Annotated in this window: 14 protein-coding genes; 4 read left to right on the top strand and 10 right to left on the bottom strand. The window is 64.6% G+C overall.

All coding sequences use genetic code 11. The features are described 5' to 3' along the window. Positions 1-38: 38 nt before the first annotated feature. From E1H16_RS06835 to E1H16_RS06810, 6 genes are all read right to left on the bottom strand, one after another. Entirely contained in the window at positions 39-1,007 is a 969-nt protein-coding gene (locus tag E1H16_RS06835; RefSeq protein WP_134322975.1) for a tetratricopeptide repeat protein, read from the bottom strand. 39 nt (positions 1,008-1,046) lie between these two features. Further along, on the bottom strand, positions 1,047-1,796 hold the full coding sequence (locus E1H16_RS06830; RefSeq protein ID WP_134322974.1) for a maleylpyruvate isomerase family mycothiol-dependent enzyme: 750 nt from the start codon (positions 1,794-1,796) through the stop codon (positions 1,047-1,049). 101 nt (positions 1,797-1,897) lie between these two features. Continuing rightward, entirely contained in the window at positions 1,898-3,598 is a 1,701-nt protein-coding gene (gene icmA, locus E1H16_RS06825) for a coenzyme B12-dependent isobutyryl-CoA mutase large subunit (RefSeq protein ID WP_134322973.1), read from the bottom strand. Between the two features lie 147 nt (positions 3,599-3,745). Then, a complete protein-coding gene (locus E1H16_RS06820; RefSeq protein WP_243837741.1) occupies positions 3,746-4,246 on the bottom strand; it encodes a MarR family winged helix-turn-helix transcriptional regulator in 501 nt (166 codons plus the stop codon). A gap of 61 nt (positions 4,247-4,307) precedes the next feature. Then, the gene (gene meaB, locus E1H16_RS06815) at positions 4,308-5,282 is read right to left on the bottom strand and encodes a methylmalonyl Co-A mutase-associated GTPase MeaB (protein WP_134322972.1); all 975 of its coding nucleotides are present in this window, start codon (positions 5,280-5,282) and stop codon (positions 4,308-4,310) included. Beyond that, positions 5,282-6,493, bottom strand: coding sequence for an acetyl-CoA C-acetyltransferase (locus E1H16_RS06810; RefSeq protein ID WP_134322971.1), 1,212 nt, complete (start codon positions 6,491-6,493; stop codon positions 5,282-5,284). Before E1H16_RS06810 ends, meaB begins: the two co-directional genes overlap by 1 nt. Positions 6,494-6,659: 166 nt before the next feature. Here E1H16_RS06810 and mce point away from each other — a divergent pair, with 166 nt between their 5' ends. The 3 genes from mce to E1H16_RS06795 all read left to right on the top strand — a co-directional run bounded on the left by mce (position 6,660) and on the right by E1H16_RS06795 (position 10,050). After that, complete coding sequence (gene mce / locus E1H16_RS06805; RefSeq protein ID WP_134322970.1) at positions 6,660-7,079, top strand: methylmalonyl-CoA epimerase; 420 nt, start codon at positions 6,660-6,662, stop codon at positions 7,077-7,079. Positions 7,080-7,196: 117 nt separating this feature from the next. After that, positions 7,197-8,534, top strand: coding sequence for a crotonyl-CoA carboxylase/reductase (gene ccrA / locus E1H16_RS06800; protein WP_243837739.1), 1,338 nt, complete (start codon positions 7,197-7,199; stop codon positions 8,532-8,534). Between the two features lie 82 nt (positions 8,535-8,616). Continuing rightward, entirely contained in the window at positions 8,617-10,050 is a 1,434-nt protein-coding gene (locus tag E1H16_RS06795; RefSeq protein WP_134322969.1) for a coiled-coil domain-containing protein, read from the top strand. Between the two features lie 21 nt (positions 10,051-10,071). On the opposite strand, the gene E1H16_RS06790 is transcribed toward E1H16_RS06795, so the two are convergent. From E1H16_RS06790 to E1H16_RS06775, 4 genes are read right to left on the bottom strand one after another with little or no spacing between them, the layout of a single operon-like run. Then, positions 10,072-10,386 carry a hypothetical protein gene (locus E1H16_RS06790; protein WP_134322968.1) on the bottom strand — a complete coding sequence of 105 codons (315 nt, stop codon included), beginning with the start codon at positions 10,384-10,386 and terminating at the stop codon, positions 10,072-10,074. Further along, positions 10,373-12,049, bottom strand: coding sequence for a fatty acyl-AMP ligase (locus E1H16_RS06785; RefSeq protein ID WP_134322967.1), 1,677 nt, complete (start codon positions 12,047-12,049; stop codon positions 10,373-10,375). Before E1H16_RS06785 ends, E1H16_RS06790 begins: the two co-directional genes overlap by 14 nt. Positions 12,050-12,052: 3 nt before the next feature. Then, on the bottom strand, positions 12,053-13,837 hold the full coding sequence (locus E1H16_RS06780) for a 3-hydroxyacyl-CoA dehydrogenase family protein (protein ID WP_134322966.1): 1,785 nt from the start codon (positions 13,835-13,837) through the stop codon (positions 12,053-12,055). A 57-nt stretch (positions 13,838-13,894) separates the two neighbouring features. Continuing rightward, positions 13,895-15,349, bottom strand: a complete 1,455-nt coding sequence (locus tag E1H16_RS06775) for an aldehyde dehydrogenase family protein (RefSeq protein ID WP_134322965.1) — start codon at positions 15,347-15,349, stop codon at positions 13,895-13,897. A 143-nt stretch (positions 15,350-15,492) separates the two neighbouring features. Here E1H16_RS06775 and nucS point away from each other — a divergent pair, with 143 nt between their 5' ends. Further along, a complete protein-coding gene (gene nucS, locus E1H16_RS06770) occupies positions 15,493-16,149 on the top strand; it encodes an endonuclease NucS (RefSeq protein WP_134322964.1) in 657 nt (218 codons plus the stop codon). Positions 16,150-16,276: the final 127 nt, after the last annotated feature.

The raw sequence follows: 16,276 nt of genomic DNA, 5'->3' as shown, positions 1-16,276 counted from the left end.
TAGAACCGCTTGCGGATCTCCAGTTCTACAGGGCAGCTCTAGAAGAGCGCCGAGGCTAGGTCTCGGCGGGCTGTGGCCACTGCCGGCTCAGCGTTTCCGACGATCGCGAACAGTTCGATCAGCCGCTCGCGCGCCTGATCCTTCGCATCCTGATCGGTGCCGCGCACGAACGTCAACAGCCGACCGAATGCCGAGTCATACTGCCCCGCCGCGATCTGCAGATCCGCGGCCTTGAAGGCTAACTGCAGGTCTTCCGGCGACGCATCGGCCTGCGCGATCACATCTGAGCCGTCGCTGTCCGCGGAGGCATCCAACCGCTTCATCAACTGAATCTGCGTGATGGCGTCCTTAGCCAGCGGGTGAGCCGGCTGATCAGCCAGCAGCGATTGGTACAACTCCTCGGCTCGGTCCAACTCGCCGGCAGCGACGGCGGCCTCAGCCTGCTCCACGCGAGGATCCTCCTGGGGACCGGCGCCTTCGGGCAGTGTTCCCCCGGTGCCTTCGACAACTGCTTTGAGGAACTCGCGAACCTGCTGTTCGGGCTGCAGTCCATCAAACTCGGCGACCATCTGCCCTTGGAATACGGCGCGAACAGCGGGCACGCCCTGTAGCCGCATCGCCTGTGCAACGCGCATCTGAGACTCGACTTCGACTCGCCCCAGAAGCCATGTGCCCTGACCCTCTTCAGCGAGTCGAATGAACGTGTCACCGTATTGCTGCGACTGATCGGCGTTCGCGATCCAGAACTCCAGGATCACCGGCACCTGCATGGACTGTTCGAGAACCTGCTGCAGGTTGGCCTCGGTCACCTCGACCACGAACTGGCCGCCGGCAGCGGGTGGCTCCTGGCCGCCGGGGGCCGCGCCCTCGGCCGTCGGCGCGGAGGCATCGTCGGGAGCCGCTGGGTTACGCGCCGCCTCGGCGCGGGCCTTCAGACCGCTGAGGTCGACAGCGCCAGACAATGCGGCGGAGAGTGCTGCGGCCTGTTCGGGACGGGGTCGGGTCACGTCAGATCCCTTTCATCGGTGGTTCGAGAAGTCCATTCCTCACGGAGTGAGCGATGAGTCCATCAGTTCAGTCAACACCGCAACATCCCCAGAGATTTCCCAGCCTTGGTACGGCGTACGCCGCCACATACCCGTGAGCAGAGCGTCCGCGGTCGCCGAGACGCGTACGGCAGCCTGCTCGGGTGCTGGGCCCTCAGAATATGTGTAGTCGACGACCGCGGGCTCGCTGGCCGGACGGATCAGCCAATGCCCGCCGGTGTCGGTGGCTGAGAACAGAATCGGCGCAGCCACGGCGACGCGGCGATCACGATTCATCCGCGGCACCATCACATCCAGTGTCTCGGACACGCCGTCCGCAGCCAGCGCCGGGCTGTGCGCGTCCACCTCACCGGCGGCGAGCGCGAGATCGAGGAGGTGCATCTCGGTCTCGTGCGCTTGACGCCGGAACCAGAACGCCGCCACCGGCTCGGCTGGGCGGAATGACCACGAAGACTGCTGGGGATCAACAGCGCGCATCGCTTCGAGCATGGCGGCTGCTTGGTCGGCGTACCAGGCAACCGGCTCTGCGCCGTTCAACAGCGGCTTCGGATCACGGGGGTTGCCGCCGGCAATCACGCTGCGTGACCACGCGTGCACACCACCGAGGTGCTCAAGCAGGTCCCGCACGTTCCAGTTCGGGCACGAAGGTATGTGGCTGGCGGTGTCCATACTGCTGGCGAGCGCCGCGATACTTGCGGTGGAGCGATCCAAAGAATCGAGGTACGCGGTATCGCTGAGGCGAGTCTGCATACGCTCAGCCTAGTTCCTACCCCGCACACGCGTGATGCGGTGGGTTCGGCCGCACTCACTGGGAGTGTCAGGCCGCACCCACCGCATCAGGACGGTAGATCTCAGAAGCGCGCCGGCTCGCGGTACACGCCCCACTCGTCGCGTAGCGCGTTGCAGATCTCGCCCAGCGTCGCTTCGGCCCGACATGCTTCGAGCATGGACGGGATCATGTTCTGTGACCCACGTGCGGCCGCGATCATGTCGTCGAGCGCCCCGGAGACCTTGGCTTCGTCACGACCGGCCTTACGGGCTTCCAGCACGCGCCGCTGCTCAAGCTCTACTTCGTGGCTGACGCGCAGGATCTCGAGCTCCTGCTCATCGGTGGAGGTCAGCGTGTTGACGCCGACAACCTTCTTGTCGCCCTTTTCCAGCGACGCCTGGTAGATGAACGCGGCGTCGGCGATCTCGGACATGAAGTAACCCTCTTCGATGCCACGCAGCAGACCCGAGGTGATCGGGCCGATCTCGTGCTGGGCATCCTTGCCGCCACCGAAGCGCATGATCCGCTCGAAGATCTTCTCGGCCTCGGCCTCGATCTTGTCCGTCAGCTCCTCGACGTACCAGGAGCCACCGAGCGGGTCGGCGACATTGAGCACGCCAGTCTCTTCCATGATGACCTGCTGCGTGCGCAGCGCGATCTGCGCGGCGTGTTCGGACGGCAGTGCCAGTACCTCGTCGAGCGCGTTGGTGTGCAGCGAGTTAGTGCCACCGAGCACCGCCGACAGTGCCTCGATCGCGGTCCGCACAATGTTGTTGTCAGGCTGCTGCGCCGTCAACGACACACCCGCGGTCTGGGTGTGGAAGCGCAACTGCTGCGCCTTCTCACTCTTCGCGCCGTACACGTCCCGCAGCCAGCGCGCCCAGATGCGACGAGCGGCGCGGAACTTCGCGATCTCCTCGAAGAAATCGACGTGCGCATCGAAGAAGAACGACAGACCTGGCGCGAACACGTCGACGTCCAGGCCGCGAGACTGACCGAGTTCGACGTATCCGAAACCGTCGGCAAGGGTGTAGGCCAGTTCTTGTGCGGCGGTCGATCCGGCCTCGCGGATGTGGTACCCCGAGACAGACAGCGGCTTGTACGCCGGGATGTCTGCGGAGGTGTACTCCATCAGGTCACCGATCAGGCGCAGGTGCGGCTCCGGAGCGAACAGCCACTCCTTCTGCGCGATGTACTCCTTGAAGATGTCCGTCTGCAGGGTGCCATTGAGTTTGCTGATGTCGGCGCCCTGACGCTCAGCGGCGACGATGTACATGCAGAACACCGGCACCGCTGGCCCCGAAATGGTCATCGAGGTGGTGACGTCCTGCAGGTTGATGCCGTCGAACAGGATGTCCATGTCCGCCGCGGAGTCGATCGCGACACCACAGTGACCGACTTCGCCGATGGACAGACCGTCGTCCGAATCGCGACCCATGAGCGTGGGCATGTCGAAGGCGACCGACAAGCCGCCACCGCCGGCGCCGAGGATCATCTTGTAACGCTCGTTGGTCTGCTGGGCGTTGCCGAAGCCGGCGAACTGGCGGATCGTCCATGGGCGACCGCGGTATCCGGTGGCGTGCAGGCCGCGAGTGAATGGGAACTGACCCGGGTATCCGATGCGCTCGAAGTCCTCGACCGCGCTTTCGTCGGCAGGTCCGTAGACCGGCGCTACCTCAACACCGGACAGCGTCGTGTAGTCGCGATCGACGTACCGACCCTTGGCGATCGCCTCGTCGTACGCCCGCTGCCAACGTGCGCGGGCGGGGTTCTCTGCAGTCATGGATTCCACCTATCTGCGATTAACTCGCGATATCAAGCCGTCGAGCCCATCAGGCCCTACACATAAATAGTAGGACTTCCTAGTACTTGAGGCTAGAGGTCACCTGATCACCGAATGCGACATAAATCACCCGCGGGTTGGGGTTAGCTATTCGAAGTCGCCCACGCTGTGCCTCAGCCGAGTGAAGGTTGCCACGACGGCGCCGACCTCGGCGTCATCGAGGGCCCCCAAGGAGAAATCGCGCTGCATCAGATCCTTGGCCGCAGCCTCCACCACCGTGCGACCATGATCGGTCAACTCCGCCAGCACACCGCGGCCGTCGCGCGGGTTCGGACGGCGCTCGACCAGCCCCGCGGCCGAGAGCCGCTCGACAATGTTCGTCACGGACGTCGGGTGCACCTGCAGCCGATCGCCGATAATCTTCATCGGCAACGACCCGGCGCGGGAGAACCGCAGCAGCGCCAACGCCTCGAACCGGGCGAATGTCAACCCATGTGGGCGCAGCACCTCGTCGTAGGAATTGATCAGCAACTGCTGCACCCGCATCACTGAGGTGGCCAGCCGCATCCGGGTCGCATCGCCCCACACCTGCTCCCAATTGGTAGCAGCGCGATCGATGGGGTCGAAAGGCAACGGCAACGTACTCACGAGAGCCACCCTAGCGGTGAGAGGATGCCAGCCAACGCCGAGCCGCGCGCGGTACCGTGCGCTACGCGCCCAGCTCCGCGACAATCGTGTCCGAGGCGAGGTACGGGTCGGTTTCACCCGCGGCAACCTGCTCGGACAGTTTGCGCAACGAAGCCCGCCCGGACAGATCACCCATCCGCTCACGCAGCGTGGTCATGGAGATCGCGAGGATCTCACCCGATGCGCGCGCAATGCGCCGCTCGGTCAGGACACCCTTGTCGATCATCCACGCGCGATGGTTCTCGATGGCCTCAACGACGTCCTCGACGCCTTCTTCCTTCTCCGCGATCGTCTTGACGATCGACGGACGCCAGGCGCCGGCTTCGGAGTGCCGACCTCCCAGACCCAGCATGTTGCGCAAGTCTCGCACCACATTGTCGGCGCCGTCACGATCGGCCTTGTTCACCACGAACGCGTCGGCGATCTCCAGGATGCCGGCCTTCGCGGCCTGGATTCCGTCGCCCATCCCCGGCGCGAGCAGGACCAGCGTCGTATCAGCCGTCGAAGCGATCTCCACCTCGGCCTGCCCGACGCCGACAGTCTCGATCAGGACGACGTCAAAGCCCGTCCCGTCCAGCACTCGCAGCGCCTGAGGAGTCGCCCACGCCAGTCCACCCAGGTGGCCGCGGGAAGACATCGATCGAATGAACACGCCGGGATCGGTGGCGTGATCCTGCATCCGGATCCGGTCGCCCAGTAGCGCTCCGCCGGAGAACGGTGAACTCGGGTCGATCGCCAGCACGCCGACCCGCTTACCTTGTTTGCGGAAGGCACGCACCAGCGCGGACGTCGACGTCGACTTTCCCACGCCCGGCGAACCGGTCAGACCCACGATGGTGGCGCGGCCGGTGTGCGGGGCAAGCTCGGCCGCGACCTCCCGCAACTTCGGCGAAGCGTCCTCCACGAGCGAGATCAACCGAGCGACCGCGCGAGCATTGCCCTCACGTGCACGCTCGACGAGTTCGGAGACGCTCGCCGTTCGAGTCAGAGCCGCCATTACTTGGCCGCGGGCGCCGGGACATCAACGATCAACGCATCGCCCTGACCGCCGCCGCCACACAACGCCGCGATGCCGGAGCCACCGCCACGCGAGCGAAGCGCGTAGATCAAGTGCAGCACCAGGCGCGCGCCGGACATACCGATCGGGTGCCCGAGCGCAATCGCGCCGCCGTCCACATTCACCTTGTCGGCGTCGATGCCCAGATCGCGCATCGACTGAATACCGACGGCGGCGAAGGCTTCGTTGATCTCGACCAGGTCCATCTCACTCAACGCACGACCCGACTTCTTCAGCGCGTTGTTGATCGCATTCGATGGCTGCGATTGCAGCGAGTTGTCCGGTCCGGCGACGTTCCCGTGCGCGCCGATCTCGGCGAGAATCTCCAGGCCGAGTTCGGTGGCCTTCTCTTTGCTCATCACGACAACCGCGCAGGCGCCGTCCGAAATCTGCGATGCGGTACCCGCGGTGATCGTGCCGTCCTTGGCGAAGGCGGCCTTGAGCTTGGCCAGCGATTCGACGGTCGTGTCGGCGCGCACGCCTTCGTCGGTGTCGAACACGATCGGCTCGCCCTTGCGCTGCGGGATCTCGACTGGGGTGATTTCCTCAGCGAAACGCCCTTGATCGATCGCGGCCGCCGCGCGCTGGTGTGAACGGGCCGCGAACTCGTCCTGCTCTTCGCGAGAGATGTTCAACTTTCCGTTGTGCGCCTCGGTCGACTCGCCCATCGAGACATGATCGAACGCATCGGTCAAACCGTCGTACGCCATCGCGTCGAGCACCTCGAACGCGCCATACTTGTAACCGGCACGCGAGCCGGGAAGAAGATGCGGCGCGTTGGTCATCGACTCCATACCGCCGGCAACGACGACATCGAACTCGCCGGCGCGCACCAACTGGTCGGCGAGCGCAATCGCATCCAAGCCCGACAAGCACACCTTGTTGATGGTCAGCGACGGGACACTCATCGGGATCCCGGCGGCGACGGAGGCCTGACGTGACGGGATCTGGCCGGCGCCCGCCTGCAGCACCTGGCCCATGATTACGTAGTCGACCTGCTCACCAGCGATGCCGGCGCGCTGCAGCGCGGCCTTGATAGCGACGCCGCCGAGTTGGGCGCCGGAGAAACCCTTGAGCGAGCCTTGCAGACGGCCCATAGGGGTGCGCGCCCCGGAAACGATGACGGACGTACGGGCAGACTTCTCGGCCATGTGGTGCTCCTTATGACGCATGGTTTGTCACCGAAGGCTACTTCCTGCCTCCACGGCGTGCAGCGGGCGCCGTAGGGTGAACCGCATCACGCCACGCAATCGACCGAACCTGATTCGGTTTTGCTATTTTCGATGAGCGATATTCAGCGCTGAAGGAGTTTTTTGCATGTTCACCGAGATCAATCACGTAGGCATCGCCGTAGCCGACCTGGATAAGGCGATCGAGTACTACTCGACGGTCTTCGGTATGCAGCTGGCGCATGAAGAAGTCAACGAGGAGCAGGGCGTGCGCGAGGCCATGATGGCCGTAGGCGATTCCGGTTCGAGCATCCAGCTCCTGGCTCCGCTGAACGAGAACAGCACCATCGCCAAGTTCCTCGACAAGAACGGACCTGGCATGCAGCAGATGGCGTACACCGTCGAAGACATCGAGGCGGTCAGCGCGACGCTGCGCGAGCGTGGCGTTCGCTTGCTCTACCCCGAGCCGAAGCGCGGCACCGCCGACTCCCGGATCAACTTCATTCACCCGAAGGACGCCGGCGGCGTACTCGTCGAGCTGGTACAGCCCGCCGAGGGCGCCCACTAGTCCGAGCGCGATCGTTCCAAACCTCCAGTACCGACCGCCACTGGTCGGTACCCCTGACCGCTACGCCCCATTTTCGACGGCCACCGTTATCGCCGTCCGCCCCAACGAGGAGCACCCATGTCCATGAACCAGATCCTCGACGCGATTCTCAGCGGCGACACCTCCGGCATCGGTTCCATCGAGGTTCCGAAGTCCTACGAAGCGATCGTCGTCCGCGAAGACGAACAGAACATGTTTGACGGCCTGGCCTCGTGGGACAAGGACCCGCGCCAGAGCCTGCACCTACAAGAAGTTGACACCCCCGAACTTGGCCCGGGCGAGGCGCAGATCGCGGTGATGGCGTCCTCGGTCAACTACAACACCGTGTGGACGTCGATCTTCGAACCGATGTCGACCTTCGGATTTCTCAAGCGGTACGGACGCACCAGTGATCTGGCCAAGCGCCACGACCTGCCGTATCACATCGTCGGCTCCGACCTCGCCGGCGTGATTTTGCGCGTCGGCCCGGGCGTCTCGAAGTGGAAGCCCGGCGACGAGGTCGTCGCCCACTGCCTGTCGGTCGAACTCGAAGACCCGCAGGGCCACGACGACACGATGCTCGACCCCCAGCAGCGCATTTGGGGCTTCGAGACCAACTTCGGTGGACTGGCTCAGATCGCACTGGTCAAGTCCAATCAGCTCATGCCCAAGCCCAAGCACCTCAGCTGGGAGGAGGCCGCCTCCCCCGGCCTGGTGAACTCGACCGCGTACCGGCAGTTGGTCTCCAAGAACGGCGCCAACATGAAACAGGGCGATGTCGTGTTGATCTGGGGCGCTTCCGGCGGTCTCGGCTCGTACGCGACCCAGATGGCGCTCAACGGCGGTGCGATTCCGGTCTGCGTCGTGTCCTCCCCCGATAAGGCCGACATCTGCCGGTCGATGGGCGCCGAACTGGTCATCGACCGCAAGGCCGAGGGCTACAAGTTCTGGAAAGACGAGCACACCCAGGACCCCAACGAGTGGAAGCGATTCGGCAGCAAGATCCGCGAACTCACCGGCGGTGAAGACATCGACGTCGTGTTCGAGCATCCCGGCCGCGAGACCTTCGGCGCATCGGTGTACGTCACCAAGCGCGGCGGCACCATCACCACGTGCGCCTCGACGTCCGGCTTCATGCATGAGTTCGACAACCGGTACCTGTGGATGAACCTCAAGCGCATCGTGGGCTCACACTTCGCCAACTATCGCGAGGCATGGGAAGCCAACAGGCTGATCGAGAAGGGTTTGATCCACCCGACTCTGTCAAAGGTCTACCCCTTGGCAGAGACGGGACAGGCGGCCCTCGACGTGCACCAGAACCTGCATCAGGGCAAGGTCGGCGTGCTGTGCCTGGCGCCCGAGGAAGGGCTCGGCGTCAGCGATCAGGAAAAGCGCGACGCGTTGCTGCCGAAGATTAATCGATTCCGTAACCTCTAGGCACGCCTCACCGTCTGGTAGCGCTCTCGGGCATTAGGGTAGGGGTATCGACCTCGGACCATCTCTTGCAATTGAGGGTTCTATGACTCCAGACAACAACGACCTCATCCCGATGGGCGCGCCGACCAGCGACTTTGCCGTAGTCATGCGTGGCTATGAGCGAAATCAGGTCAACGACGCGATCAGTCGACTCGAGGACGACCTGCGCACGCTGATCGCCGAGCGTGATCAGGCCGCGCAGCAGGCTACCGACGCGCATGTGCGCGCCGAACGGCTCGCCGGCGAACTCGACGAACTGAAGCAAGAGTTGCGCCACACCCAGGCGCCGACCTTCGAGACCATGGGCGGACGCATCGCGTCGATGCTGCGCCTGGCCGAGGAGGAAGCCGCCGATATTCGGGTCGAGGCCGAGAAGGATGCCGAGCAAGTTCGTGCCGCGGCCGCGCAGGAGCGCGAGTCCGCGGCGCGACAGGCGGCCAGTGACCGCGCCGAAGCCGACCAGTACGTCGCTGACCGGCACAGCGAGGCTGACGAGGTACTGGCTGAGGCGAAGAAGAATGCCGCGGAACACCTGGAACAGCACCGTAAGCAGGCCGAGGAAACCTTGGCGACCGCCCAGGCAGAAGCGGCGAAGCTGACCGCCGATGCCGAGGCCAGCCGCCAGGAAGCCGAGGACGATTTCACGATCACCCTCGCGGCTCGTCGCAAGGCCAGCGATCAGGAACTTGCCGAACGCGACAAGGCCTCGCGCGATGAGGCCGCAGAACGTGAACGCGTGTCCGTTGAAGATGCCGCACAGCGACTGCAGGCTTCCCGCGATGAAGCCGACGCGATGCTCACTCAGGCGCACGCCGACGCCACCGCGACTATCGCCGACGCCAACGAGCGTTCACGCGTGGCTATCACCGAGGCCGAGAACGAGGTGAACCGACTTCAGAACATCCGATCGGCACTCGCCCAGCAGATCGCACAGATCGGCCAACTCGTCAGCAACGTCCCCGCGTACCTGGCCAAGGCGCCCGAGGATCTACCCGTCGACCGGGACGTGGACGCCCCGACAGCCACTGCGCCCGAGGCGCCGACGCTGTTCGCCGATGGACGCGATGACACAACCGATGCTGATGGCGTTGTGTCAGCCGATGGCGCCGTATCAGCCGATGGCTCGGCATCGACCGATGTTGACGCCGATGCCGATACGCACGCCACCGACGAGCCTACCGCCGAGGATCCAGCCGCTGAGGATGCGCAGGAGACCGACGGTGCCGCACAGTTGTCGACAGACGATTCCGGCAGCGCGGACAGCGCAGAGGTAGCGCAGGATGCCGCAGAGACCGACTCCGGTAGTGAGCAGGCCTCCGAAGAGACCGCTCCCACCTCACCGGCTGACACCGATACGGAAGCGGCGGCGGCTACCAAGGACGCCGATTCACCGATCCTGGTGACCCGCCGCCGCGGTAGTTCGTCCCCTCAGGGGCAGGTGCAACTCAGCGCCATTCGGCGCCGCGGCCGACGCTAGGACCGCAACGCGCTGCGTCGCCTAACGGCGCGGCGCGTTGCGGGAACGCTTGACGCCCGGACCGCGCCGGTCGCGGGCACCCCAGCATGGCGAATGCCAGTGGCGACGATCGTCGCCGTCCACGTCGTATTGCGACCAGACGACTACGTGGCCCTGCCCGATCCGCACCACCTGATCACAGCCCGGGCAGCGGTACTCCTTGCGCGCCGCCGAACCGGTCACCGGCACCACGCGCCACCGCTCACCGTTCCACTCGACCTCGTTACTGGTCCCGAGGATGCCCGGGACCGAGGACGTACGCTGCGGCTCGCTACGGCGTCGGTTATGTCGAGGCATCGGCGTTCGGGGATTCCCGCAGCAACTCAGCCCGGACCCGCGCCCGCTGAATCTTGCCCGATGGTGTCTTCGGCAGCGTGCCCGGCGCGATGAGTACCACCTTCGATACGCGCACCTCTAGATCGGCGTACGCCGCCATCCGTACCTCGTGCGCGATCCGTTGCGAATGCTCTGCATCGTCGTGGTACGGCGATTCGGCGATCACCACAACTGTCTCGCGGCCACCGGCGGGCAGAGATACGGCGGCGCTATTACCCCGTCGGATCCCTGGTACGCGTTCAACCGCGCGTTCGATGTCGGTTGGAAAGATATTGCGACCGGCAAGGATGATCAGGTCCTTCAGCCGACCACAGACCACCACCTGGCCGCCGCACAGGTAGCCCTCGTCGCCAGTGTCCAACCAACCGTCGTCATCCAGCGCCGGCAGATACCCTTCACTGGTCAGGTACCCGCTGGTCACCGCAGTGCCGCGGATGGTGAGCCTGCCCACGTGTCGTTCTGGACAGGTGCCCCCATCCTCGGCCCGTACCTCGACTTCGATCCCTGGCAAGGGGTGCCCTAGCAGCGCGAATGCCGACCCGCTGTCGCGATCGACTGGTTCGGCCACCCGCCGCTCACTCAGCGCTCGCTCATCGACGTTGTCCAGTACCAGACCGGTATCCAACGGCGCGAACGATACCGCCAACGCGGCTTCGGCCATTCCGTACGCGCACAGCATCGCGCCCGGTCGCAACCCATGTGCAGCACCGGCATGGCAGAACGCCTCGACCGTCGCCGCATCGATCGGCTCAGCGCCGTTCAACGCAATCCGCAGCGATGACAGATCGAGATCTGTCGCCTTCTGCAACGATCGCGCCGCTACGCCGTACGCGAAGTTCGGCGCCGCGGTGATGGTCGCGGAATGCTCGCTGATCAGCCGCATCCATGACGTCGGGCTGGTCACGAAATCAGCAGGCGTCACCTTCACCAAGCGGAATCCGAACACCATCGGCACGCTCAAGAAACCGACCATGCCCATATCGTGGAAGGTCGGCAACCACGAGACCATGATGTCGTCATCGGTGATCTCGCTCGCGATAACCATCGCTTGCATATTCGCGATCAACGAGCGGTGCGTGATGGTCACAGCCTTGGGCGCCGCGGTCGAGCCCGAGGTCAATTGCAGGAGCGCAACGTCGTCCTCATCCGCAACCTGCACATCGACTTCTATCGATGCAGTGGAATCGAACAGGTCCGCCATCAGCACTAACCGCGCCCGCAGTTGATCTGCTGCGGGCGCGAAATGTTGCGCGAGATCGACGTATGGATCGCCCACTATCAACGCCCGCGCACCGATCATCCGCAGCACACCGACGGTCTGTTCGGCGTACGTCGTGAGGTTGGTGCGGGCGGTCGGCTGGTGCAGCATGGTGACGCTGGCGCCGATCAGCCATGACGCCTGTACCGCTACGGCTACGTCGGCCGGCGATCCCATGAACAGCGCCACTGCATCGCCGCGCGTCACGCCCCGTTCGCGCAGTCCCCCGGCGACCCGGCGCGCATCGTCATGCACCTGCGACCAGGTGCGACGGACGAAGGCGCCGTTAGGCGCCTTCGTCTCCAACCACCCGCGCGTCGGTTCCTCGCGGGCAGTGCGCAGCAGCGTCTGCAGGAACTCGCTCATAGGCTACTTACGGTAGTCCCGGAAGCCCTTACCCGTCTTGCGACCGAGGAACCCCGCCGTGACCAGGTGCTCCAGCAGCGGCGCCGGCGCCATACCGCGTTCGCGGAACTCGCGGAACAGGGTCTGTTCGATCGCCAGCGATACGTCCAGGCCGACCGTGTCGAGAAGTTCGAACGGGCCCATCGGGTAGCCACAGCCGACCTTCATCGCGGCATCGATGTCATCGGAGGACGCGTAGTTGGCCTCGTACATCTTGATTGCGTCGTTCAGGTACGGGAAGAGCAACGCGTTCACGATGAACCCGGCGCGGTCGCCACAGGTCACAGCGTGCTTCCCGGCGGCCTCGCACAGCGCCAGGGCCGTAGCCACCGTCTCGTCGTCGGTGGCAATCGTGTGTACGACCTCGACCAGCTTCATGATCTGTGCCGGGTTGAAGAAGTGGATGCCGACCACACGCTCGGGGCGTTCGGTCTGCGTCGCCAGATCGATCACCGGCAACGACGAGGTCGTGGTCGCCAGGATGGCCTCTGGCTTGACGATCTCATCGAGATTCGAGAAGAGCACCTGCTTGGGGTGCAGGTCCTCCACGATGGCCTCGATCACGATGTCGCAATCAGCCAGGTCGTCAAGTTGTACCGTGCCGCTCAAGCGCGCCAGCGCCGCATCGGCGTCCGCCTGCTCCAGCTTTCCCCGGCCGACGGCCTTGTCCAGTGACTTGGTGATGGCGGCCCGAACGTTGGCCACCTTCTCCTCGGCACGGGCGACATAGATAGTCGGGAAGCCGGCCTTGATCAACACCTCGATGATTCCGGTGGCCATCGTGCCCGAGCCGACGACGCCGAGCTTCTTGCCAGTCAGATCGATAGCGCTGCCGCCGTCCGCGGCCGGCCGCGGGGTCATCCGATCCTCAATGACCTTGGGCGATCCCGGCTGTTCGTACGTGTAGAACCCGCGGCCCGACTTACGGCCAAGCAGCCCCGCCGACATCATTTGCTTGATGATCGGTCGCGGCGCGTGCATCCGATCGCGACCTTGCTTGTACATGGTGTCCAGGATCTCGTACGCCGTGTCCGTACCGATCAGATCCATCAGAGCCAGCGGGCCCATGGGCAGGCCACAGCCGAACCGCATGGCGGCGTCGATATCCTCGCGAGTGGCGTAGCGGTCCTCGTACATGCCGACGGCGTGGTTCAAGTAGCCGAACAGCAGCGCGTTGGCGATGAACCCGGCTTTGTCGGCCACCGATACGCCCGTCTTGCCGATCTGCGCACATAGGGCGCGGATGTCCTCGACGACTTTTTCATCGGTGACCACGGTGCGGATCACCTCGACCAACTTCATCACCGGTGCGGGGTTGAAGAAGTGCATACCGATGACCTTGTCGGGGCGCTTGGTGGACACTCCGATCTCGGTCACCGAGAGGGACGACGTGTTCGTGGCCAGGATGGTGTCCGCCGGGCAGACCGCGTCGAGCTGGTTGAACACCTCGAGCTTGATATCCATCTGCTCGGGCACAGCCTCAATCACCAGTTCGCACCGAGCGAAGTCCTGCCAGTCGGTAGTGAACTGGATCCGCTCGAGCATCGCATCGCGGGCGGCGGCGTCGAGTTTGCCGCGCGACACGGCCCGCTCAATCGACCGAGTGATGAATCCACGCCCGCGCTCGAGACCCTCGGATTCGCGTTCGAATGCCACCACCTCAAGGCCGGCGCGCGCAAATACCTCCGCGATACCGGCACCCATGGTGCCCAGACCGACGACGCCGACAACAAAGAAATCCCGGGTCACTTCACACTCCAGCTCGTTATTAAATGGTTGGTGCTTGATTTTGGATCCACGACGCGCTCAGCCGCGGAGCCGACGAAGAATGTCGACAAACAATCTCACTGCGCTCGGTGTGCGCTCGAAGCTGGTGACGACGATGGGAATCGGTACACGGAGTTTAGCGACCGCCTGCGATCGCGCGAACTCGCGGAGGCCATCGGCGCCATGAACACGCCCGAAACCTGATTCACCCACGCCGCCGAACGGCAGCGCGGGGATCCCCGCAAACGCGATCACCGAATTCACCGCGACCATTCCGGTACGCAGTTCGCTGGCGATCCGCTGCCCGTTTGCGCCCGAGAAAACGGCCGCGCCGAGCCCGTACGGCGAACTGTTGGCCCGCGCGACCGCATCCTGCATCGAGGCAACGCTGTTGACGATCAGCACCGGGCCGAACGTCTCTTCGCGCATCGCATCAGAGGTCTCCGGTACGTCAGTCAGCACGACCGGGTGTACGTACGGTTCACGAACGGACTCCACACCACCGAGCACGGCGCGGGCGCCATCGGCCAGCGCGGTTGCGATGTGGCGGCGTACGACGTCGCTCTGGCTCGCGAGCGTCATCGGCCCGTACGACGCGCCGGCGTCACTTCCCGGCCGCAGCCCTTCGGCGATGCTCACCACGCGTTGCAGCAACTTCCGATACACGTCCTGGTGGACGTACACCCGCTCGGTGCCGATACAGGTCTGGCCAGCGTTCGAACAGCCCGCCCAGACGATCGACTGGGCAGCCAATTCGAGATCGGCGTCCGCATCGACGATCGCGACGTCCTTGCCTCCGCACTCCAGGATGGCCGGGGTCAAGCGCGGAGCGCACGCAGCGAGGATCTTGCGCCCGGTCGCACTCGACCCGGTGAACGCGATCTTGTCGACCTCGGATGCCGCGAGCGCGGCACCGGTGGCGCCGGCACCGGTGATCACCTGTAAGACGTGTTGTTCACCGACGACCTCCGCAAATGACTCTGCGAGCTGGGTTCCTACGGCGGGGCTGAACTCAGACGGTTTGAAGACGACGGCGTTCCCGGCCGCCAAGGCGTACGCGATCGCACCGATCGGGGTAAAGACCGGATAGTTCCAGGGGCCAATGACGCCTACGACGCCGTACGGCAGGTAGCGCACCGACGCGCCATGATTGCCCAGCAGCATCCCGGGTGACACCTGACGGCGCCGAAGCACCTTGGCGGCGTTCTTCGCTGCCCAGTCGATGTGCGCGACGGCCAGGCCGATCTCCAGGGTGGCGTCCTCGACGGGCTTGCCCACCTCTTCGCACACCAAGTGCGCGAGCTCATCGATCCGGTCCAGCAGAACAGATCGCCACGCCAGCAGTCGTTTGCGACGTTCCTTGAACCCGATCTCGCCCCACCAGCGAGCGGACTCACGCGCCTCGGCTACGGCTGCGTCGACATCCGCGGGCGCACAGTCGGCGAATGTGCCGACGACCTGGTTCGTCGCCGGATTCAGACTGTCGAACGTCATGCTCACGGCACCGCCATCCCGAGTTACCGAACAGTAGACTAGCGGGATCCATTATTCATCACCCTGGCGTCTGCCATCGTCCATTGCCGATCACAGGTACCCTCAACGCGCGCCGAAGTAGCCGGGAAGTACTGGAGAGTGGAATGCGTCTCGTGATCGCGACCTGCGAGGTCGACTACGCCGGGCGGCTGTCTGCCCATCTGCCCAAGGCGAAGCGCTTACTACTGGTCAAGAATGACGGCTCGGTCCTGGTGCATTCGGACTCCGGCTCCTACAAGCCGCTGAACTGGATGTCTCCACCGTGCAAACTCACCGAGGACGCCGATGAGTGGGTGGTCAAGGCGAAATCCGGCGACTCGTTGCACATCCGTATTCATGAAGTGCATTCCGATACGTCGCACGAACTCGGCGTCGATCCCGGATTGACCAAAGACGGAGTCGAAGCGCACCTGCAGGAGTTGTTAGCGCTACACGTCGATTCGCTGGGCTCGGGGATGCGGTTGGTGCGGCGCGAGTACCCCACGCCGATCGGTCCGGTGGACATCATGTGCAAGGACGCCACCGGATCGGTCGCGGTCGAGGTGAAGCGGGTCGTGGAGATCTCCGCGGTCGAACAACTCACCCGATACCTCGAGCTGCTCAATCGCGACACGAAGATCGCTCCGGTGCGCGGCGTACTGGCCGGCAACGTCATCAAGCCGCAGGCGCGCACCCTGGCCACGGACCGCGGGATCGACTGCGTGCTGACTGACTACGACGAGCTACGCGGGCTGAGCGACCCCACCGAGCGCCTGTTCTGATATGTAGCCACCGCTTGTCAAGGGCAGGGTGAGGTGCCGCCGGGTTCGTGTGGGCCGGCGGCGCCTCGTTGCTTCGTCGAGGTGGCTGGTGAGCGTGTCGTTGGCGACGCGCGGTCAGACTGATATG

Source organism: Cumulibacter soli, from assembly GCF_004382795.1.
GTDB lineage: Bacteria > Actinomycetota > Actinomycetes > Mycobacteriales > Antricoccaceae > Cumulibacter > Cumulibacter soli.
The sequence above is the reverse complement of the archived record's forward strand: the minus strand, read 5'-3'. Positions and strand labels throughout refer to the sequence as shown.

Coding starts and splice junctions, on each gene's coding strand:
- E1H16_RS06830 (WP_134322974.1), bottom strand. CDS start 1,796: ATGCAGACTCGCCTCAGCGATACCGCGTACCTCGATTCTTTGGATCGC.
- icmA (WP_134322973.1), bottom strand. CDS start 3,598: ATGACTGCAGAGAACCCCGCCCGCGCACGTTGGCAGCGGGCGTACGAC.
- meaB (WP_134322972.1), bottom strand. CDS start 5,282: ATGGCGGCTCTGACTCGAACGGCGAGCGTCTCCGAACTCGTCGAGCGT.
- E1H16_RS06810 (WP_134322971.1), bottom strand. CDS start 6,493: ATGGCCGAGAAGTCTGCCCGTACGTCCGTCATCGTTTCCGGGGCGCGC.
- mce (WP_134322970.1), top strand. CDS start 6,660: ATGTTCACCGAGATCAATCACGTAGGCATCGCCGTAGCCGACCTGGAT.
- ccrA (WP_243837739.1), top strand. CDS start 7,197: ATGTCCATGAACCAGATCCTCGACGCGATTCTCAGCGGCGACACCTCC.
- E1H16_RS06795 (WP_134322969.1), top strand. CDS start 8,617: ATGACTCCAGACAACAACGACCTCATCCCGATGGGCGCGCCGACCAGC.
- E1H16_RS06790 (WP_134322968.1), bottom strand. CDS start 10,386: ATGCCTCGACATAACCGACGCCGTAGCGAGCCGCAGCGTACGTCCTCG.
- E1H16_RS06785 (WP_134322967.1), bottom strand. CDS start 12,049: ATGAGCGAGTTCCTGCAGACGCTGCTGCGCACTGCCCGCGAGGAACCG.
- E1H16_RS06775 (WP_134322965.1), bottom strand. CDS start 15,349: ATGACGTTCGACAGTCTGAATCCGGCGACGAACCAGGTCGTCGGCACA.
- nucS (WP_134322964.1), top strand. CDS start 15,493: ATGCGTCTCGTGATCGCGACCTGCGAGGTCGACTACGCCGGGCGGCTG.